Origin of the sequence: Streptomyces candidus (assembly GCF_014207445.1) — a bacterium.
Taxonomy (GTDB): Bacteria; Actinomycetota; Actinomycetes; order Streptomycetales; family Streptomycetaceae; genus Streptomyces; species Streptomyces candidus.
Map to the genome: position 1 here is coordinate 93,107 of NZ_JACHEM010000005.1, position 20,214 is coordinate 113,320.

Below are 20,214 nucleotides of genomic sequence, written 5' to 3' on the forward strand. Positions count from 1 at the left end.
GTGCGGGGCGGCGCGGTGCCGATCGTGCCGAGTTGCGGCGGGACGGACGCAGGTTCTTCGCCCGGCGCAAGGGAGTGCTGGCACGGCTCGCCGCGTGGTCCCTGGTGGAGTCGGCGCAGACGTTCCTCGGCGGCTACTGCCTGGCGCAGGCCCTCGACCAGGGTTTTCTCGCGGGGCGGCCGGGGGCGGGTACGGCCTGGCTGTCGGTCGCCGCGCTCGCGATCCTCGCGGGCGGCCCGGTGGCGCGCGGCGTCTTCGCCCAACTCGCGCACCTGGTCGAGCCATTCAGGGACGCCCTGGTGCGCCGGGCGGTGGACCAGGCGCTGCGAAGCACGGTCACGGGCCGGTACGGCACGGCGACAGCGCGCCCGCGGGCTGCGACAGGTGCCCCTTCCGGCACAGCGCCCACCGGCACAGCGCCCACCGGCACAGCGCCCACCGGCACAGCGCCCACCGGCACAGCGCCCACCGGCACGGCTCCCACCGACACGACCCCCGTCTCCGAGAACACACCCGGCACGGCGGGCACAGCGACCACACCCGCCCTAGCCGCCCCGGCGGGTACGTCCGGGGTCGCCGTCTCGCGCCTCTCGCAGCAGAGCGAGATCGCCCGCGACAGTTTCGCGGGACTGGTCCTCACGGCGCGTTCGTTCGTGTTCACCGCGGTGGGCGCGCTCGCCGGGATGTTCGCGCTGGCACCGGAGCTGCTGCTGGTCACGACTCCTCCGCTGGTACTGGGACTGGGTCTGTTCCTGGCCACGCTGAGGCCGATGGCCGGGGCGCAGCGGGCAGCGCTGGACGCGGAGGAGGACTTCACCGACCGGGTCCGCGCGACGGCGGCCGGACTGCGTGACGCCGTCGCCTGCGGAGTGCAGCCGGAACTGGGCGCCCGGGTCGTACGGTCGGCGCAAGAGGCCGAGCGCGCGGCACGCGTGCTGGCGCGATGGGCCGGTGTGCGCGTCCTCGCCCTCGGCGTCGCAGGTCAACTCCCGCCCGTGCTCCTGCTGCTGGCTGTCCCGTGGCTACTGGACCGAGGGCTCACCGCAGGGGTGCTGACGGGCGCGCTCACCTACCTCGTACAGTCGCTGCTGCCCGCCCTGCACACGCTCATGACGGCACTGGGCGCGGCGGGAACCCGGCTGCTGGTCGTACTGGACCGGTTCGCGCGCCCGCCCGAGGACGGCGACGCGCCGAAGGACCCCGTGCCGGACCCGCGCCCTACTCCGCCGCTCACGCAAGAACCGCACGGCCTAGCACCTGGTCAGCGTCCAACTCCGCGCTCTGTGCCAGAACTTGCCGGCCCGGACTCCCGCGTCGCCATTCGCACCCCGGCCGCCGAGCTGCGTGCCGTCACCCTCGCGTACGGGCCCGGTGCGAGGCCCGTACTGGACGGGCTCAGCCTGACCGTCGGCCCCGACGAGCACCTGGCGGTGGTGGGTCCCAGCGGAGTCGGCAAGTCCACCCTCGCCAACGTCCTGGCGGGACTGCTCGTACCGGGCCGGGGATCGGTTCTCCTCGGCGGCCATCCGCTCCGCGGTCGTACGCCCGCCGAACTGGCCCGGTGGCGCGCGCTCGTTCCCCAGCAGGCGTACGTCTTCACCGCGTCCCTGCGCGACAACCTCACCCATCTGCGCCCCGGCACGACGGACGCCGAGCTCGCGGAGGTGGTCGAGGCGCTGCACCTCGGCCCGTTGACCGCGCGGCTCGGCGGCCTCGACGCCCCTCTCGTACCGGCGCAACTCTCCGAGGGGGAGGCCCAGTTGCTCACCCTCGCACGCGCCCATCTGTCGCCCGCGCCGCTGCTGGTACTGGACGAGGCGACCTGCCACCTGGACCAGGAGTGGGAAGGGCGCGCCGAACGGGCTCTGGCAGCCAGGCCCGGGGCGCTTGTCGTGGTGGCGCACAGGATGTCCTCCGCCCTGCGCGCCGACCGGGTCCTCGTGCTGGACGGCACCCGGGTGGACTGCGGGACCCACGCGGAGCTGCTGGAACGTTCCGCCCTCTACCGGGACCTGACGGGGCACTGGCAGGAGGAAGGAGCGCGGGAGGGCGCCGGGCCGGGTGCCGGGCCGGGTGCCGGGTGCGTCCGGTCACACCCAGCCCGCGCCGTGCGCGATGCGGATGGCGTCCACGCGATTGCGGGCGCCCGTCTTGCGGATGGCGGCCGCGAGGTAGTTGCGGACCGTCCCCGGGGACAGGTGCAGGGCGAGAGCGATCTCGCGGACCCCGGCCCCGGCCCCGGCGAGGGACAGCACGTTCAGCTCCCGCGGCGTCAACAGGATGTCGGTGGCGTGCAGCAGGTCGGCGGCCAGGGACCCGTCGACGTACCGTTCCCCGCGGGCGACGCTGCGGACCCCCTCCAGTAATCGTTGCGGCGACCCCTCCTTGTCGACGTAGCCGAGCGCTCCGGCCTCCAGGGCACGCCGCAGCACCCCCGGCCGGCGGGCGGCGACCAGGACCAGCAGCCCGGCACCCTTGGGCATCACGGGGCCGACGGTCCGGCCCACACCTGGCCGCCGGGCCACCACCGACGCCCGCCCCTCTCGCGGGTCTCCGCCCGGCCTCCTTCCCGCGCCCCTGGCTCTTCTCGCGGTCGGCACGCACGGAGCGGTGAACCGGGGTGGCAGCTTCTCCGCGTCCGTCACCCAGACCTCCGCCCAGCCCGGGTCCTGCGTGCAGGGGTCCGTGACTCCGCAGGAGACGTCGAGATCCTCCTCCTCGCGCAGCAGGGACGCCAGGGCCGAGCTGAACAGCCCTGCCGCTTGGTCGACTTGGACGCGTATCACACTGCGCTCCTTCATCCGGCAGCCGGAGGGATCCGGCGGGACACTGCCACACCAGTTCCCACGCCGCGCAGGACCCAACGTACTGATGTCCACCCCGTGAAGCACAGGGGGCACATGATCCGTCGCTGTGCGCCACCGTGCGCCCCGGACAGGTGTGCGGGTCCATGGAGCGCGTGGCTCCGCACTCGCGCATCCCGTCCCCCTGTTTCCCCAGCTGTCCGGACCCCCGCCGCGAGAGGGCGGAAGCCGAGGCCACCGAATGCGCCCGCACGCCCGGTGAAGTGCTGCCGCGTTTCCTGTCGAACATCTTGACAACAGCAATGGTCTGGACCAGCTTGTACCTCCAACGGTGGCCACCGCATCCCCGCACCTCCCCCACACCTCTCCCCGGAGGAAGCAAGTGGACCGCCAACGCCTGCCCGCACGACGCCGTTCGGCCTTCGCCGCCGGCCTGACCGCAGCCGCCCTGGCCGCCGTCGGCCTGGCCACCGCTCCCGCCGCCCAGGCAGCCGACCTCAACGTCGCCAAGAACGCCGGATTCGAATCGGGCCTCGCCAACTGGACCTGCACGGCCGGGACTTCCGTCACCACCCCGGTGCACGGCGGCACCGCGGCCCTCAAGGCCACCCCGGCCGGCCAGGACCACGCACGCTGCTCACAGACCGTCGCCGTCAAGCCCGGCGCGACCTACAGCCTGTCCGCCTGGACCCAGGGCGGATACGCCTACCTCGGTGCGAGCGGCACCGGCACCACAGACGTGTCGACCTGGTCACCGGGATCGACCGCCTGGAAGCAGCTGACCACCACCTTCAAGGCCGGCCCGAACACCAAGTCCGTCACCGTCTACACCCACGGCTGGTACGGACAGGCGGCGTACTACGTCGACGACGTCTCCGTCTTCGGCCCCGACGGCGGCGGCGGCACCGACCCGGAGCCCGGCATCCCGGCCGCCCCCACCGGGCTGACCGTCGGCTCGCCCACCCCCTCCTCCCTCACCCTGTCCTGGTCCGGCGCCGCGGGCGCCACCTCGTACCACGTCTACCGCGGCGCCGCCAAGGTGCAGACGGTGAGCGGCACTTCAACGACGGTCACCGGACTGACCGCCGACACCGCGTACGACTTCCAGGTCTCCGCGGTGAACGCCGCGGGCGAGTCCGCCAAGTCGGCCGTGGCCAGCGGACGTACCGCCAAGGGCGGCACCAGCCCGAACCCCCGCGTGCCCAGGCACGCCCTCACCGGGTACTGGCAGAACTTCGACAACGGCGCCGCCGTGCAGAAGCTGCGTGACGTGCAGGCCCAGTACGACATCATCGCCGTCTCCTTCGCGGACTCCACGGCCACCCCGGGCCAGATCGTCTTCAACCTCGACCCGGCGGTGGGCTACGCCAGTGTCGCCGACTTCAAGGCGGACATCGCCGCGAAGAAGGCGGCCGGCAAGTCGGTGATCATCTCGGTGGGCGGCGAGAAGGGCAACGTCACCATCAACAGTGACGCCTCCGCGACCGCCTTCGCCAACAGCACCCACCAGTTGATGCAGGAGTACGGCTTCAACGGCGTCGACATCGACCTCGAACACGGCATCAATTCGACCTACCTGACGAAGGCGCTGCGGCAGCTGTCCGCCAAGGCGGGCCCGGACATGGTCCTCACCATGGCCCCGCAGACCATCGACATGCAGTCCACCGGCACGGAGTACTTCAAGACGGCCCTCGCCGTGAAGGACATCCTGACGGTCGTCAACATGCAGTACTACAACAGCGGTTCCATGCTGGGCTGCGACGGAAAGGTGTACAGCCAGGGCTCGGTGGACTTCCTCACCGCCCTCGCCTGCATACAGCTCGAAGGCGGCCTCGACGCCTCGCAGGTCGGCCTCGGAGTTCCCGCCTCGACCCGCGGCGCGGGCAGCGGCTACGTCTCCCCGGCGATCGTCAACAACGCCCTGGACTGCCTCACCAGGGGCACGGGCTGCGGCGCCTTCAAGCCGGCGAAGACGTACCCGGCCCTGCGCGGCGCGATGACCTGGTCGACCAACTGGGACGCCACCGCGGGCAACGTCTGGTCGAACGCGGTCGGCCCGCACGTGCACGGCCTGCCGTAGGCACCCGTACGACACGGCCGGACCGTTTCCGTTCGGCCGAAGGGTGCCTTGTTGCGCGGGAGTCGGCGTGCCGCGCCGACTCCCGCACGCGGTGGGCGCTCCCTGGGGGTGTGAACGAAACAGTGAACGACGCCGCCACCCCGAGCGATGCGGGCCTCAGCCGCCGCACCTTCACCGCCGTGACCGGTGCGACCGTGCTCGCCGCCGGGACGGCGTCGGCGGGACCCGCGAACGCCACGGCCCCGGCCACGCCGCACGCATCACCGCCCCTCGCCCCCGCGGCCCCCGACTGGGAGCGCTGCCTGGCAGTGGCCCGGCAGGTGCTGGTGCTCGCCGCCGACGGCACCGACCTCAAGCGCAGGTACCTGGAGGTCCTGATCGACAACGGACTGCCGCGGAGCCGGACCCGCCCCAAGGACGTTCTGGTCGTCGGGGCGGGACCGGCCGGCCTGGCGGCGGCGATGCTGCTGCGGCGGGCCGGACACCGGGTGACGGTGCTGGAGGCCAACGGCAACCGGGTCGGCGGCAGGATCAAAACCTTCCGTACCCTGCCCGGCGAGGCCCCGCCCTTCACCGACCCGGCGCAGTACGCGGAAGCCGGCGCGATGCGCATTCCCGAGACGCACCCGCTCGTCCTTGCCCTCATCGACGAACTGGGCATCGCCAGGAGGCCGTTCCACTACCTCGACGCCGTGGACGGCACCGGGAATCCGCTGGCCGCACCGCCGGCGGTGGTGCACCGTTCGCCCGACGGCAGCCAGTGGCGGCGCGGCCCCGAGCGGACCGACTTCGCCATGCCCGAGCCCGCCCACCGCACCTGGATCAAGGTGAACGGCCTGCGGGTGCGGCGCGCCGACTACCTGCGCGCGCCCGCAAGGGTGAACGCGTCCTTCGGGGTGCCGGGGAAGTACCGCCACGTCACCGCGGGGAAGATCCTCGGGGATCTCCTCGATCCGGTCCGCGACGAGTTCAGCGTCCGGGGCCCGGACGGCACCCGCACCAACAAGCCGCAGCGCGAACTGGTCGAGGGCTGGGCGAGGGTCGTGCAGCGGTTCGGGAACCAGTCCATGTACCAGTTCCTGACCCAGCACGCCGGACTCGACGACCGTACCGTCGACCTGATCGGCACCCTGGAGAACCTCACCTCGCGGCTGCCGCTGTCGTTCCTGCACAGCTTCATCGGCTCCTCCCTGATCCGGCCCGGCATGACGTTCTGGGAACTGCCCGGCGGCACGGCCGAGCTGCCCGACGCCATGCTGAGGGAACTCGGCGGCGACGTGGTCCGGATGAACCGCCGCGTCACCCGCATCGAGTACTGGAACGGGGGCCGGGACTCCGCCGTGCACACGCACACCGGCCCGCGCGGACCGAAGGTGTGGGTGGACACCGTCTCCGAGGGCCGCGGCCCGGACGGCAGGGCCGAACGGGAGCAGTTCACCGCGGACGCCGCCATCATCACGGTGCCCTTCTCCGGCCTCCGCCAGGTGCAGTTCACCCCGCAGTTGTCGTACCCCAAGCGTCGTGCCGTCATGGAGATGCACTACGACGCCGCCACCAAGGTGCTGCTCGAGTTCAGCCGCCGTTGGTGGGAGTTCAGCGAGGACGACTGGAAGCGGGAGCTGGAGGCCGTCCGCCCCGGCACGTACGACGCCTACCTCAAGCACCGGCTGCCCGACGACGGCAGGATGCTCGGCGCCCACCCCTCCGTTCCGGACGGCCGCATCCCGCCGGCCATGCGTGTGCAGTACGCCGCACACGGCTGGGAGACCCGAGAGGTCAGCGAGGCCACCGGGGCAACCGGCGGCGGTTCCGTCAGCGACAACTCCAACCGGTTCATGTTCCACCCCTCGCACCGGATCGAGGGCAGCGAGGGCGGCGTGGTCCTCGCCTCCTACAGCTGGGCGGACGACGCCCTGCGCTGGGACTCCTACGACGACAACGAGCGCTACCCGATGGCGCTGCGCGGCCTCCAGGAGGTGTACGGGCGGCGCATCGAGGTCTTCTTCACCGGCAGCGGCCGCACCCAGAGCTGGATGCGGGACCCCTACGCCTACGGCGAAGCGGCGGTTCTGACCCCGGGCCAGCACCTGGAGCTCATGCCGGACGTCCCCGCAGCCGAGGGCCCGCTGCACTTCGCGGGCTGCCACACCTCCGTCAAACCCGCGTGGATCGAGGGTGCCCTGGAGTCCGCCGTCCGTACGGCACTCGAAGTCCATCTCCAGCGCTGAGAACCCGCCGCGGGGCGGCCGGGAGAAGGAGGAGCCGCTCTTGCTGCGGAGTCTGCACTACAGGTTCGACAACGTCATGGCGCGTGGCACCCCCGCCCTGATCGGTCTCCTGGCCGCCGCGTGCTGCCTGTTCACCCTGCTCAACGGAGCACTCCTGCTGCTGCTGGCCCCGGAGGCCCTCCACCACCGGAGCGTGGGCTCCTCCCTCTGGTCGGGCTTTCTGCGTGTGCTGAGCCCGACACACCTGGCGCGGGACCGGGGGCCGGCGCCGTTCCTGGCGTCGGCCGTGGTCATGGCCTTCGGCGGCATCCTGCTGATGAGCACCCTCATTCCGGTGATCAGCGCGGGACTGCAGAACCAGTTGGCACGGCTGCGGCAGGGCAGGTCGCCGGTGGTCGAGACGGGGCACGTCGTCCTGCTCGGCTGGTCGTCACAGGTGCACGTGATCGTCGCGGAACTGGTGGAGGCCAACCGGAGCAGGCGGCGCGCCTGCGTGGTCGTCCTGGCCGAGAAGGACCGCACCGAGATGGAGACCGAGATCCGGGAACGGGCCGGCGACCTGGCGAGCACCAGGGTCGTCTGCCGGACCGGAGACCCGGCGGACGTCCTCGATCTCGCGCTGGTGTGCCCCGAGCGTGCCCGGTCGGTGATCGTGGTGGCCCCCGAGGAGGACCGGCCCGACTTCGCAGTCATCAAGTCCCTGCTCGCCGTCTCCCGCACCCGGCGCGGGGACGGGCCCGGGCCCAGCATCGTGGCCGGGATCAAGGACAAGGAAAACCTGCCCGCGGCACGGCTGGCGGGCGGCGCGAACTGCCGCCTCGTCAGCGTCCAGGGCTTCATCGCCCGGCTGCTGGTGCAGACGAGCCTGCACACCGGGCTCTCCTCCGTCTACACCGAACTCCTCGAATTCGCGGGCGACGAGATCTACATCCGGCCGCAGCCCGAACTGGTGGGCCGGACCTTCGCGGACGCCCAGCTCGCCTACCGGACCTCCAGTGCCATCGGACTGCTGGAGGGCGACGGCCGCATCGTGCTCAACCCGCCCGGCGGGACCCGGATCGGAGCCGCTCACCAGATCGTCGTCATCAGCGAGGACGACAGCACCGTCGAGACGGCCCAGGCCCCCGCCCTGCCCGCCTCGGCGCCCCTGCGGACGCCGGCCGGGGCGGTGCGCAGGGGCCGGGCGGTGCTGATCCTGGGCAGCAACCAGAGGCTTCCCGACGTCGTCGGACAGCTCCGCGCCCATCTGCCCGTCGGCTCCCGCATCGACGTGGTCGCCGACCGGGGCCGGGACCTTTCCCCCGCGCACGAAGACGGCGGCCTCCCGTACGCGGCCGAAGCCCTGGGCCTCGGGCACAGCGACGCGGCGGACGACACGGACGATCCCACGACGGTGAGCTTCCGCCGGGCGGACGTCACCCGCAGGGACGTCCTCGAAGCCCTCGGGCTGGAGAGCTACGACCACGTTCTGGTCATCAGCCCCGACGACTGCGACCCGCACCGCGCCGACGCCCGCACCCTGACCGTCCTACTGAACCTGCGGGACCTCTCCGAACTGCACACCCACACCTACTCGGTGGTCACGGAAATGGCCTACGACCGACACCGGGCCCTCGCCCAGGCCGCGAAACCCGACGACTTCGTGGTGAGCGGCAACCTGCTGAGTTTGCGGCTCGCCCAGGTCTCCGAGAACCCCCGGGTGGACGTGATCTTCGAGGAGCTGTTCTCGCCGGAGGGGTGCCGGATCGCGCTGCAAGCGGCCGGTGACTACGTCCCGTTGGGGGAGGTGACCGACTTCTACGCCGTCGTCGACGCGGCCCGGCGCCGGGGCGAGACCGCCATCGGGCACCGCATCCACGCACGGGCCCACCTGGCGCCCCGGTACGGGAACATCCTCAACCCGGACAAGACGGAGCGCGTCAGTTACGAAGACCTGGACCGGATCATCGTGCTGACCGGCTGACCGGCTGACCGGCTGACCGGTCGGCACCGCGGATCCGAACGCAGCAGGAGGGTCATGCCGGCCATCGAAGCCCCTCGCACGCCGTCGCAGCAGGTCCCGGCGTGGCCGGAAATCCTCCGGTGACAGTCGCAGTTCGCACCCGCCAACTCTTCTACAGTGCTGTAGATTTTTGATCCGGGAACACCTGCTGCCGGGGTGTGCGCGCATCCCGGCACCGACGAAGGGAAACGACATGGGCGTGAGCCTCGCCAAGGGCGGCAACGTATCGCTGAGCAAGGAGGCCCCGGGGCTGACCGCCGTCGTGGTGGGTCTGGGGTGGGACGTACGGACCACCACGGGCACCGACTACGACCTGGACGCCAGCGCACTGCTCGTCGACGAGGCGGGGAAAGTGCTGTCCAACGAGCACTTCGTGTTCTTCAACAACCTGAAGAGCCCGGACGGTTCGGTCGAGCACACCGGTGACAACCTCACCGGTGAGGGCGAGGGCGACGACGAATCGATCAAGGTCGACCTGGCCTCCGTGCCCGCCCAGGTGTCGCGGATCGTCTTCCCGGTCTCCATCCACGACGCCGAGTCCCGCGGGCACAGCTTCGGCCAGGTCCGAGGCGCGTTCATCCGCGTCGTCAACCAGGCCGGCGGCGCGGAGATCGCCCGGTACGACCTGAGCGAGGACGCCGCCACGGAGACCGCCATGGTCTTCGGCGAGCTGTACCGCAACGGCGCGGAGTGGAAGTTCCGCGCGGTCGGACAGGGCTACGCGAGCGGACTGGCCGGCATCGCCTCGGACTTCGGCGTCGAGGTCTGATTGCGCTGCGCCGGCGGGTGCGGGCGGTGCGCCCGCACCCGGGCCATGCGGCCGGACACGTAGCCGACGGGTTCCGCCCCGTTGCCGACCGGACGTCCGTCCGTACCCCCCCGCACCACCCGCACGCCACAAGAAGGAGACACCGCGTGTCCGTGAACCTGACCAAGGGCCAGCAGATCAGCCTGAGCAAGTCCGACGGCGGCGCACTCACCGTCGTGCGCATGGGCCTGGGCTGGAAGGCCGCTCCTCGCAAGGGTTTCCTCGCCAAGCTGACCGCCCGCGAGATCGATCTGGACGCCTCGGCGGTCCTGTTCGCCGACAAGCAGCCCGTGGACGTGGTCTTCTTCCAGCACCTCGTCAGTGACGACGGCTCCGTCACCCACACCGGGGACAACCGCGTGGGCGGCGCGGGACAGGGCGGCGACGACGAGTCCATCGTGGTCGACCTCTCCCGGGTTCCCGTCCACGTCGACCAGATCGTCTTCACCGTGAACTCCTTCACGGGACAGACCTTCGAGGAGGTCGACAACGCCTTCTGCCGGCTCCTGGACGAGACGAACGGCCAGGAACTCGCCCGTTACACCCTCACCGGCGGCGGGCGTCACACCGCGCAGGTCATGGCCAAGGTGGTCCGGCAGGGAACGGGCTGGCAGATGGCGGCCCTCGGCTCGCCGGCCGACGGCCGCACGTTCCAGGACCTGATGCCCGCCATCGCCTCGCACCTGTAGGCGGACCAAGGAACCCCCGCGCGCTGTGTGTGAGTTGCGGGAACGCCGGTCGACGGGACCGGCGTTCCCGCAACCACTCCCCCCCGGGTCGTCGGGGGTACGGCGGCCACGTACCTCCCGGGTCCGAACACGCCCGGCCGGCCGGGAAGCGCGGGCGCGGAAGACGGTGACCGGTGCCACGGCGAACCCCGGCCGGTATTCACCTCGGCCAACCACCGCCTGTCCGGGGGAAAACGGCTTAAGTTGGGGGCTGATCATTCAAGACGCGCCGCAGGAGGCCCCCGTGTCCGACCGTAATCCCCCTGTTGTCTCGGCCGCCGAACTGAACGAGCGGATCGATACGGCCACACCGCACTCCGCACGCTTCTGGAACTACTTCGTGGGCGGCAAGGACAACTACGAAGTGGACCGCGAACTCGGCGACCACATCAGGGAGATCTTCCCCGGCCTGGCCGACGTGGCGCGCACGAGCCGCCAGTTCCTGGGCCGTACGATCCGCCACCTCGCGGAGAACGAGGGCATCCGCCAGTTCCTGGACATAGGCACCGGGCTGCCGACCGCCGACAACACCCACCAGGTCGCCCAGCGGGCCGCACCGGACTCGAAGATCGTGTACGTGGACAACGATCCACTGGTGCTCGCGCACGCCCGTGCTCTGCTCACGAGCACGCCGGAGGGAGAGACCGCCTACATCGACGCCAACCTGTACGAGCCCGAGGCAATTCTCAAGGCGGCGGCGGAGACGCTTGACTTCTCGCGGCCGGTGGCCCTCGTCATCCTCAACACGCTCGGCCATGTCGCCGACCACGGCCAGGCGCGCACGCTGGTGTCCCGGCTGATGGCCGGTCTGCCGTCGGGCAGCCACCTGGTGATCAGCGACAGCACCTCGACCAGTCCGGGCATGATCGCGGCGTCGGAGGCCTACAACAAGAGCGGCGCGGTGCCCTACCACGTACGCACGGTCGAGGAGATCTCGAACTTCTTCGACGGGCTGGACCTCGTCGAGCCCGGCATCGTCGAGGTCACGCGCTGGCGTCCGGACTCCGACGACCCGTCCGGCGCCCCGGTGGCCGTCGACGCCTACGGCGGGGTGGGCCGCAAGCCGTAGCCCGGCCGGCGGAGCGGCCCGCACGCCGCTCCGCCTCCGGAGAAGCCGCCGGCTCAGGCCGCCTGTTGCGGGTGTGCCCGGCGGCCGTGCACGAAGAGGTGGGGCTCGGGGCCGGCGCCGGGGTGCGCGGGTGTGTACAGAAGGCTCTCCTGGTGGGTCACGGTCAGCCCCGCCTCCCGTACCGCGGCGGCGAAGTCCTCGGCGGCGAAGCTCGTCACCCGTACGTCCCGGCCCATGAAGACGCCCGGAACGTCCTCGACGTCCAGGGGCACCGTCGCCAGCGCGCAGAGCCCGCCCGGTCGCAGGGCCCGGGTGAGCTGGCGGAGGAGGGCGGACTGTTCGTCGCGTGACATCTGGAGCAGCGAGAAGTAGACGCAGACGGCGTCGAACGAGGCTTCCCGCAAGGGCATTTCGTGGATGTCCGCGTGCCGGAACTCCGCCTCGGGCACCTGCCGCCGCGCGAGATCGACCATGACGGCAGAGACGTCGACGCCCAGTACGTGGTGTCCGGCCGCGGCCAGGGTGGCCGCGGTGGGCCTCCCCGTGCCGCTGCCCACGTCGAGAATCCGGCTGCCGGGGGCCAGGGCGTCCAGCAGTCGGCGCAGGGATTCGTGGTGCGCGGCGGAGCCGCCGAAGGCGCGCTCGTACTCGGCGCCCAGGGCGTCGAAGACGGCCGCCGCCCGGTGCGTGTGCCCGTCGTCCATGGCGTGCGTCCCCTCGTCGTGCTCCTCCGGCCGCCCGGTGCGCCGCGGACCTGCCCGGCGTCGTCACGGATGCGCCGCCGGGCCCGTCGCGCCCTGCGTCCGCGCATCGTTCCATGGCTGCTGCCGGTCCACAACGCCGCCGTCCCGCACCGCACTTCGCGCGCCGGGGAGCGCGGGACTTCGCGTGCCGGGGGGCGTGGGCGCGGGTCCCTGCGGGTGACCGTTGGCCGACGCTTCATCCCGGCGACACCCCTGGACGCCGGAACGGTCACGAGGTTCACTCAACCTGCGATGGGCATGTCAAGACAGGGCGTGCCGGAGACCGACGCGACAGGGGACACAGTGAAGAGGACGTCACGGACCCGCAGAATCCCGCTCGTGCTGGCAAGTGCCGTCGCGCTGGTCGTCGCGGCGTCCGGCAACGCCCATGCCGAGCCGCCGCGGGCCCTGCCCGCGAACGCGGACGCGCTGGAACGGACGTACCAGCCGGCCTTCGACTACGACACGGACGGCTGCTACCCGACGGCCGCCATCGGCCCGGACGGGACGACGAACGGCGGCCTGAAGCCCTCCGGCGCCCTCAACGGCCAGTGCCGCGACGCCTGGGACCTCGACAACACCAACGGTTACGCGCGTCAGAAGTGCAACAACGGCTGGTGCGCCGTCATGTACGGCCTGTACTTCGAGAAGGACCAGGCGGTGGCGGGCAGCGGCCTCGGCGGACACCGTCACGACTGGGAGCACGTCGTCGTGTGGGTGCAGAACAACGAGGCACGGTACGTGGCCACTTCGGCGCACGGGAACTTCGCCGTCCACTCCCGCGACCGCATCCGCTGGGACGGCACGCACCCCAAGGTCGTCTACCACAAGGACGGCGCGGGCACGCACTGCTTCCGCGCCGCGAACGCGAACGACGAGCCCCCGGAGAACCACAGGCGCGCCTGGCAGTTCCCCGCCCTGGTGGGCTGGAACGGCTACCCCGAGGGGCTGCGCGACAAGCTCAGCCGGACCGACTTCGGCAGCGCCGTGTTCGGCCTCAAGGACGGCAGCTTCGCGGCGCACCTCGCGAAGGCCAAGCCGTCCGGAATCCCCTTCGATCCATACGCCTAGGCACCGGGACGCGGCCCGTCGAAAAGCGGCACGGTCAGGCGGAGTCGGCCGAACCGGCGTGGTGGCCGGCGCGGTGCCGGGCGGTCGCGGCCTCGGCATGACGGCCCAGCTGGTCGGCGAGCCGCGCCTGGGCGAGCCAGTTGTACGGGCAGGCCGGGCGCAGGGAGAGACGCTCGCTGATCAGGGAACGGGCCAGGTCGGTTCGACGCGAGCGCAGTGCGGCCTCCAGGAGGGTCTTGTGCACGGCGTCCCGCTGCGCGTGGCTGCCGCCGAACCCGGCGAGCCGGTGGCGGACCGGGAGCAGTAGCTCGACCACCGCTTCGTAGCGGCCTGTTCCGTGTGCGAGGAGCGCCTCGCACACGGGCAGGCCGACGTCGGCGGTCATGGCCCGGTTCGACACCGGGCGTCCGGCCGCGTCCCGAGGGGCTGCCAGCCAGCGGCGACGGTCGGCGACCAGCCGTTCGGCGTCGGCGAAACGGCCGGCTCCCACGTACGCCATCACGGTGTGGGCGTCGTTGAACGCGTAGTGCGGAGCGTCCGCGCGCGCGGCCCACATGTCCGCGAGCCGGTTCCAGCGCGCCGGCTGCGCGTCGCCCGAGAGGAACAGCCTCCACAGCAGGGCCGACGCGTCCAGCAGTTGCATGGCGAGTGCGTCCGTGCCGCACTCGCGGGGAAGGATCGAGGCGTCGTACACGTCCAGGACGCGGTCGGTGCCGCCCGTTTCCATGGCGAACAGCGCGTAGTGCCACCAGTTGTGAACGTTCAGGAAGTTGCCGGTGGACCAGTCGGCCACGTGCGCGTCGAGGAACCGGATGCCGTCGGCGAACCGGCCGCGCATCTCGAAGGTGTGCGCCACGCCGTGCACGCCCCAGACGTCACGCGGGTTGTGGGCAAGGGCCTCCCGGCCTGCTTCCTCCGCCTGCTCGTAGTGGCCGGACTCCTCCAGCCCGAAGGCGTACATCCCCTTCAGCGGGCCGTAGTGCGGGTCCGTCTCGTCCCAGGCCCCCAGCGCCCCGCCGATGCGGTCGCGCAGTCGGTTCGCGTCGCCCGTGAGGAAGTCGAGCTGGTGGCCCGCGGCCAGTGCCAGCGCGTCCCGGGGCCAGCCGACCGACAGCTCGTCGAGCAGCCGGGCGGCTCCGTGGAGGTCACCGTCGAGGCACGCTCCGGCCGCGGCCAGGTGCATCCGTTCCCGGGGAGTGGTCCGCGCGTGGTCGAGCGCGGCGCGGAAGCGGGCGAAGGGGCCGCGGGCCGCGGCGGCCTGCGTCTGCTCGGTACCGAGGACCGCCAGATAGGCGTGGAGCGCGTGCCCCATCGGGGAACCGGGGGAAGCCTTCAGGACGTCCGCCGCCCGGTCCGAGACATCGGGTCGGAAGAACAGCAGGGAGTCCAGGGCCCGTTCGTAGTGCTCCGCGGCGTCACGGCTCGTGTCGCTCATGGTGAGTCGGTGCCGGTCCACTGTCATCGGGGCTCCCAGGGCTCTGGAGGAAGGACTGCGCCGGGCGGGGCGTGTCCCCATCCTGCCCGGGGAGTCGCGCTCGACGACTGCCGACGGCCCGACGGCCCCGTGACGGCACGGCAGGTGTTCACGGGCAGTTCACCCGAGGGTGTCTTCCGCCCACCCCGGTGCGGCTCTCCCGCTTGATCGAATACCCGTAGAGGTCTGGACCAATGCGCCATGTCAATTACGTGTCGTATCAAGCCAGTTGTCGCTGTCGCTGTTTATTGGTCTAAACCTTTGGCACTACAGTGAGGCGCTGAAGGAAGCAGAAAGACCCTTATACGCAGCCAAGGGGTGCTTTATGACGATGCATCATCTTCCGCAGCCTCCCTCCGACGACGAGCTCTTCTGGTACTTCGGCCCGCAGCGCCGCTGGGTCCTGGTCAGTACCTCGCTCGCCTTCGTGCTCGCCGCCACCATGTTCACCTTCGCGCTCCGGACGCCCGCCCTGTGGGCCTTCCTCGCCGTCCTCTGTCTCAACGCCGTGGCCCTCGTGCTCTCGTCCGTCAACAGCCTGCGACAGCGCAGGCTCACCCGGCAGTCGCACGAGGTCCTCGTCCGCGCCTGGGCGCCCGCCGATCCGCCGGGCGTCGACCTGTACCTGCCGACCTGCGGCGAACCGCTGCCGGTCCTCGCCAACGCCTACCGCGCGGTGGCCGGGATGGACTGGAACGGGCCGCTCACCGTCTGGGTCCTGGACGACGCCGACCGGCCCGAGGTCGCACGGCTCGCCGCCGCACACGGCTACCGGTACGTCGTACGGCCCGACCGCGGACACCTGAAGAAGGCGGGCAACCTCAACCACGCCCTCACCCTGAGCGACGCCGAACTCGTCGCCATCCTGGACGCGGACTTCGCGCCCCGCGCGGACTTCCTGCACCACCTCGTCCCGTACCTCACCGATCCCCGGGTCGGCATCGTGCAGAGCCCGCAGTGCTTCGACACCGACGAGACCATGGGCTGGGTCCAGCGCGCCGCCGGGTCGGCCCAGGAATGGTTCTTCCGCTGGATCCAGCCCTCCCGGGACGCCAGCGACGCCGCCATCTGCTGCGGCAGCAACGCCGTCTACCGGCGGCGCGCCCTCGACCTCGCCGGCGGATTCGCCAGGATCGCCCACAGCGAGGACCTGTACACCGGACTCGCCCTGCACGAACAGGGCTTCCGCACCCAGTACGTCCCGGTCCTCGTCGCGAAGGGCACCTCTCCCGACGAACTGGGCGCCTACGTCAACCAGCAGTACCGCTGGGCGATGGGCAACCTGCACCTGCTCTCCCACCCGGTGCTGCGCCGGATGCGCGCCCCCTGGCGGATGCGGCTGTGCTTCTACGAGGGCGTCGTCGGCTACCTCACGACGGCCGTCAACACTTTCGCCGCACCCTTGCCGCCCCTGGTGATGCTGTACTTCCACCCCGACGACATCCGCCCCTGGCACGTCCTGCCGCTGCTCGCCCCGCTGTGGCTGTGGCACGTCCTGCTGCCACGCGTCAGCCGTACCCGCTGGCGCGTCGAGGTCGTCCGCGCCAACGTCCTGACCAGCGTCGCCGCCGCGACCGCGTTCCTGCACACGGTGCGGGGCCGCAGCGCCGCCTGGGTCCCCACCGGAGCACGCGGGGCGCAGTCCGGGGGCGGCATGGCCGGACGGGTCATCGCCGTCTCCCTGTGCTGGCTCGTCCTGTCCAACGGAGCGGCCGCGGCCGGCCTCGCCCTGGCCGTCGCCCGCAACGGGTGGGAACCGAACTGGGGCCTGCTCCTCTACTTCCTGGTCCAGTGCCACATCAACGTGCCCCTCATCGGCGCCCTCTGGGCCGAACGCCGTGCGGCGGGACGGCCGCGTCCCGCCGAGGCGCGGCGCCCCCTGCCCGACCGGGTACGGCGTGCCGCGACCGTGCTCCGGGGCACGGCCGTGCGCGACGCGCGGGTGACGTACGTACCGGACGCCTCACCGCGTGCCCGGGTGCTGCCCCGCCGCTGGCCGGAAACCCTGGCCGCCTCCGCGCTCCTTCTGCTCACCGCCCTGCTGGCGTCCGGCTGGGTCAACCCGATGCTGCCGTGGCTGAGTTGACGCCCGCGGCCGAGTCGAAAGGTCCTCTCGCCGTGAACCTCCCCGTCGTGCCCGAACGGCCGCCCGCCCGGACCGGCACCACCCGCCGTCAGGGCCCCGCGCGGCCCGCGGGCGAGTCCGGTCCGCATCCGCACCGGTCCGTGTTCCGACCCGACATCGAGGGCCTGCGCGCCGTCGCCGTCCTCGCGGTCCTCGCCTTCCACGCCGGCATACCCGGCCTGGCCGGCGGATTCGTCGGCGTGGACGTCTTCTTCGTCATCTCCGGCTACCTGATCACCGGACTGCTGGCCCGGGAGGCGGTCAGCACCGGCCGCGTCCGGCTCGGCGACTTCTTCTCCCGGCGCGCCCGCCGACTGCTGCCCTCCGCCGCCGTGGTGCTCGCCGCCGTCGCGGTCGCCGGAGCGTGGCTCACCGCGCCGCTGCGCCGCACCGACCTGGCGAACGACGTCCTCGCCGCCGCCCTGTCGGTGGCCAACTGGCGCTTCGTGTCCCAGCAGACCGACTACCTCGCCGCGGGCCACGACCAGAGCCCACTGCTGCACTTCTGGTCCCTGGCCGTCGAAGAGCAGTTCTACCTGCTCTGGGCCCCCCTGCTGGCGCTGTGCGCCTTCGCCGCGGTACGGGGGCTGCGCGCCGCCCGCAGGGGCCGGGCCGTCCGGGGGGCGGTGGCCCTCCTCGCGGTACCGCTGGTCCTCGGCACGTTCGCGCTGAGCCTGTACTGGACCGGCGAGTCGGCGGCCCTCGCGTACCTCTCGACCCCCGCCAGAGTCTGGCAGTTCGGCGTCGGCGCACTGCTCGCACTGCTCCCGTGGCACCTGCTGCGCGGACCGCGCCCGCTCAGGCTGCTGTGCGGCTGGGCAGGCGTGGCGGCCGTCGTCGGCAGCGTCCTGGTGTACGACGCCACCACCCCGTACCCGGGCACCGCGGCCCTCGTGCCGACCCTTGGCACCGCTGCCGTCATCCTGGCCGCCATCCCCGGCCGGGGCGAACGGAACGTCCAGGGCGCCTACGGAGTCGGACGGCTCCTCGCGGGCCGCGCGCCCCGAGCCATCGGCAGGCTCTCGTACAACCTCTACCTGTGGCACTGGCCCGTGCTCGTCCTCGCCGAGGTCCGCCTGGGCCCCCTGGACTGGCCCGCGAAGACCGCCCTGACGCTGGCGGCCGTCCTGCCCGCCCTGGCCACCCTGCGCTGGGTCGAACAGCCGCTGCGCCGCAGCCGGACCGTTTCCGAACTGCCACGGCGCGGCCTCGCGGTCGGCGTCTCGGCCGTGGTGCTGCCCGTCGTGCTCGCCCTGGTGATGGGCACCACCGCCCTCCAACACCTCGGCCCCGCCCAGCCGGTGGACCTGAAGGGCCTGCCGCAGGGCGCAGTCACCGGGCCCGGCCTGCTCGCCAGGACCCCCGGCACCCGCCCCCCGCAGGGCCCGCCCGAGCCGAGCCCCCTCCAGGCGCGCAAGGACTTCCCGCCGGACGGCGCGTGCCAGGTGGCGCCGGCCGAAACCCGCAGCCCCACCTGCCTGTTCGGCGCGGCCGACAGCCCCGGCCGCATCGTCCTGCTCGGCGATTCGCACGCCGGCCAGTGGTTCTCCCCGCTGCTCGCCCTCGCCTCCCAACGCGGCTGGGCCCTTCAGGAGTTGGTGAAACAGGGCTGCCCGCTTCCCCGGCTCACCGTCCACAACCCGCAGCTGGGACGTACCTACCACGAGTGCGACACCTGGCGGGCCGACACCCTCGACCGGCTGAAGCGCGGGCCCCGGCCCCGGCTGATCGTCGTGTCCTCGCTCAACCGCTACACCGCCGACCACAAGCTGCTCAAGGAGGCCTGGAAGCACACCCTCACCGCGCTGCGGGGGACGGGCGCGCCGATCGTCCGCCTGGAGGACACCCCGGTACCGGGCAAGGACATCCCGGCGTGCGTCTCCGGCCACCTCGACGACCCGCAGGCGTGCGACTTCCCCCGCTCCGACGCCCTCCGCCCCGACCCGCTGCCCCAGCTGATCGCCGCGGGGGCCGTGCCCGGTGTACACGGCGTCGGCGTCAACGAGGTCCTGTGCCCGCCCGCCGCGCCCACGTGCCCCGCCGTCCGGGACGGCATCCTCCTCTACCGTGACGACGCCCACCTCACGAACGTCGCCGCTGTGCTCCTCACCGGCCGTCTGGAACGCCTCCTGACCAGCACGGGCGCACTGCCGCCGCCCGCCACGCCCGCGGGGGCGAGGCCCGGCGCCGGCACGAAGCCGGACGCCGGGATGCCGGGCACCGGGACCGAGCCGGACGCCGCGGGCTGGACCGAGGTGTTCCGCGACGGCTTCGAGGGCCCGGCCCGCAGCCGTCCCCGTTCCGCCCACTGGCAGTACGACCTCGGCACCTGCTGCCCGGGCTGCCGCACCGCCTTCCACACCTACGCGGTGGAGGTGGACCTCGCCCCGGGCGCCGAGGAGATCCGCTGGTACGTGGACGGCCGCGTCCATCACCGGGTGCGCGCGGCCGGCATGGACCGGACCACCTGGGACAGGGCGGTGAACCACGGGGTGTTCCTGATCCTCAACGTGGCCATCGGCGGGAAGCTTCCGGAGGTCTACGGAGCCGTGCCGGGTCCGGCAACGCAACCGGGCCATGCGATGCGCGTCGACTTCGTGAGGGTCGCCACGAGGGAGGCATCGCTCTGACCCCGGGCGCCCGTCCCGGAGTTCTGTACGGCCGCGGGGCAACAGGCGGGTTGCCGTCGGGAGTACGGCCGCGGTCACGCACCGATGTTCGTTCCGGACAGAACCGTTCCCCGTGTCCCGGATCCGGAACACGGGGAACGGTCGGCGACCAGGCGTCAGTTGCCGTAGCGCTTGTCGGCGTCGTCGCGCGCCCGGCGTGCCCTGTCGGCCCGCTCCCCGACCTGCTCCCGGGCCTGACCGCCGCGCTCCTGGGCCTGCTGACCGCGCTCGCGAGCCTGCTGGCCGGACTCCTGCTTCCGGTCCTTCGCGCTGTCCATGGTCTTCTCGGCCCGCTCCTTCAGTTCCTGCGCCTTGTCCTTGAACTGGTCGCCAATGCCCATGAGATGTCACTCCTAGGGAGGTGTGGGGAGGGTTCGGGGCGGATGCCCCTGAACCCTCGACCAGGCTCACAC

General features: G+C 72.1%; 13 protein-coding genes and 1 pseudogene. 10 read left to right on the forward strand and 4 right to left on the reverse strand.

Going from position 1 to position 20,214, the window contains the following annotated elements:
• Window positions 1-32: 32 nt before the first annotated feature.
• Window positions 33-2,027 (forward strand): annotated as a pseudogene (locus HNQ79_RS11455) (ATP-binding cassette domain-containing protein); the annotation flags it as partial.
• A gap of 63 nt (window positions 2,028-2,090) precedes the next feature.
• Here the strand turns inward: HNQ79_RS11455 and HNQ79_RS11460 are convergent.
• Window positions 2,091-2,801 carry a response regulator transcription factor gene (locus HNQ79_RS11460; RefSeq protein WP_185029712.1) on the reverse strand — a complete coding sequence of 237 codons (711 nt, stop codon included), beginning with the start codon at window positions 2,799-2,801 and terminating at the stop codon, window positions 2,091-2,093.
• Between the two features lie 385 nt (window positions 2,802-3,186).
• On the opposite strand from HNQ79_RS11460, the gene HNQ79_RS11465 reads away from it, so the two are divergent.
• The 6 genes from HNQ79_RS11465 to HNQ79_RS11490 all read left to right on the forward strand — a co-directional run bounded on the left by HNQ79_RS11465 (window position 3,187) and on the right by HNQ79_RS11490 (window position 11,719).
• On the forward strand, window positions 3,187-4,884 hold the full coding sequence (locus HNQ79_RS11465; protein WP_373312524.1) for a chitinase: 1,698 nt from the start codon (window positions 3,187-3,189) through the stop codon (window positions 4,882-4,884).
• Window positions 4,885-4,994: 110 nt separating this feature from the next.
• Complete coding sequence (locus HNQ79_RS11470; protein WP_229923379.1) at window positions 4,995-7,112, forward strand: flavin monoamine oxidase family protein; 2,118 nt, start codon at window positions 4,995-4,997, stop codon at window positions 7,110-7,112.
• Between the two features lie 40 nt (window positions 7,113-7,152).
• The gene (locus HNQ79_RS11475; protein WP_185029715.1) at window positions 7,153-9,075 is read left to right on the forward strand and encodes a CASTOR/POLLUX-related putative ion channel; all 1,923 of its coding nucleotides are present in this window, start codon (window positions 7,153-7,155) and stop codon (window positions 9,073-9,075) included.
• A 232-nt stretch (window positions 9,076-9,307) separates the two neighbouring features.
• Window positions 9,308-9,883, forward strand: a complete 576-nt coding sequence (locus HNQ79_RS11480) for a TerD family protein (RefSeq protein ID WP_185029716.1) — start codon at window positions 9,308-9,310, stop codon at window positions 9,881-9,883.
• 146 nt (window positions 9,884-10,029) lie between these two features.
• Window positions 10,030-10,611: a TerD family protein gene (locus HNQ79_RS11485; RefSeq protein WP_185029718.1), complete on the forward strand. Its 582-nt coding sequence runs from the start codon at window positions 10,030-10,032 to the stop codon at window positions 10,609-10,611.
• A 283-nt stretch (window positions 10,612-10,894) separates the two neighbouring features.
• Complete coding sequence (locus tag HNQ79_RS11490) at window positions 10,895-11,719, forward strand: SAM-dependent methyltransferase (protein ID WP_185029721.1); 825 nt, start codon at window positions 10,895-10,897, stop codon at window positions 11,717-11,719.
• 53 nt (window positions 11,720-11,772) lie between these two features.
• Here the strand turns inward: HNQ79_RS11490 and HNQ79_RS11495 are convergent, their stop codons facing one another.
• Window positions 11,773-12,423: a class I SAM-dependent methyltransferase gene (locus HNQ79_RS11495; RefSeq protein WP_185029722.1), complete on the reverse strand. Its 651-nt coding sequence runs from the start codon at window positions 12,421-12,423 to the stop codon at window positions 11,773-11,775.
• Between the two features lie 342 nt (window positions 12,424-12,765).
• Between HNQ79_RS11495 and HNQ79_RS11500 the strand changes: the two genes are divergently transcribed.
• Window positions 12,766-13,533: an NPP1 family protein gene (locus HNQ79_RS11500; protein ID WP_229923380.1), complete on the forward strand. Its 768-nt coding sequence runs from the start codon at window positions 12,766-12,768 to the stop codon at window positions 13,531-13,533.
• A 34-nt stretch (window positions 13,534-13,567) separates the two neighbouring features.
• On the opposite strand, the gene HNQ79_RS11505 is transcribed toward HNQ79_RS11500, so the two are convergent.
• Complete coding sequence (locus HNQ79_RS11505) at window positions 13,568-14,995, reverse strand: tetratricopeptide repeat protein (RefSeq protein ID WP_185029725.1); 1,428 nt, start codon at window positions 14,993-14,995, stop codon at window positions 13,568-13,570.
• Window positions 14,996-15,332: 337 nt separating this feature from the next.
• On the opposite strand from HNQ79_RS11505, the gene HNQ79_RS11510 reads away from it, so the two are divergent.
• Both HNQ79_RS11510 and HNQ79_RS11515 read left to right on the forward strand, forming a co-directional pair.
• Window positions 15,333-17,093 carry a glycosyltransferase family 2 protein gene (locus HNQ79_RS11510; protein ID WP_185029726.1) on the forward strand — a complete coding sequence of 587 codons (1,761 nt, stop codon included), beginning with the start codon at window positions 15,333-15,335 and terminating at the stop codon, window positions 17,091-17,093.
• A gap of 47 nt (window positions 17,094-17,140) precedes the next feature.
• On the forward strand, window positions 17,141-19,762 hold the full coding sequence (locus HNQ79_RS11515) for an acyltransferase family protein (RefSeq protein WP_185030235.1): 2,622 nt from the start codon (window positions 17,141-17,143) through the stop codon (window positions 19,760-19,762).
• A 155-nt stretch (window positions 19,763-19,917) separates the two neighbouring features.
• Here HNQ79_RS11515 and HNQ79_RS11520 read toward each other — a convergent pair whose 3' ends face one another.
• The gene (locus tag HNQ79_RS11520; protein ID WP_185029728.1) at window positions 19,918-20,142 is read right to left on the reverse strand and encodes a hypothetical protein; all 225 of its coding nucleotides are present in this window, start codon (window positions 20,140-20,142) and stop codon (window positions 19,918-19,920) included.
• Between the last annotated feature and the right edge of the window lie 72 nt (window positions 20,143-20,214).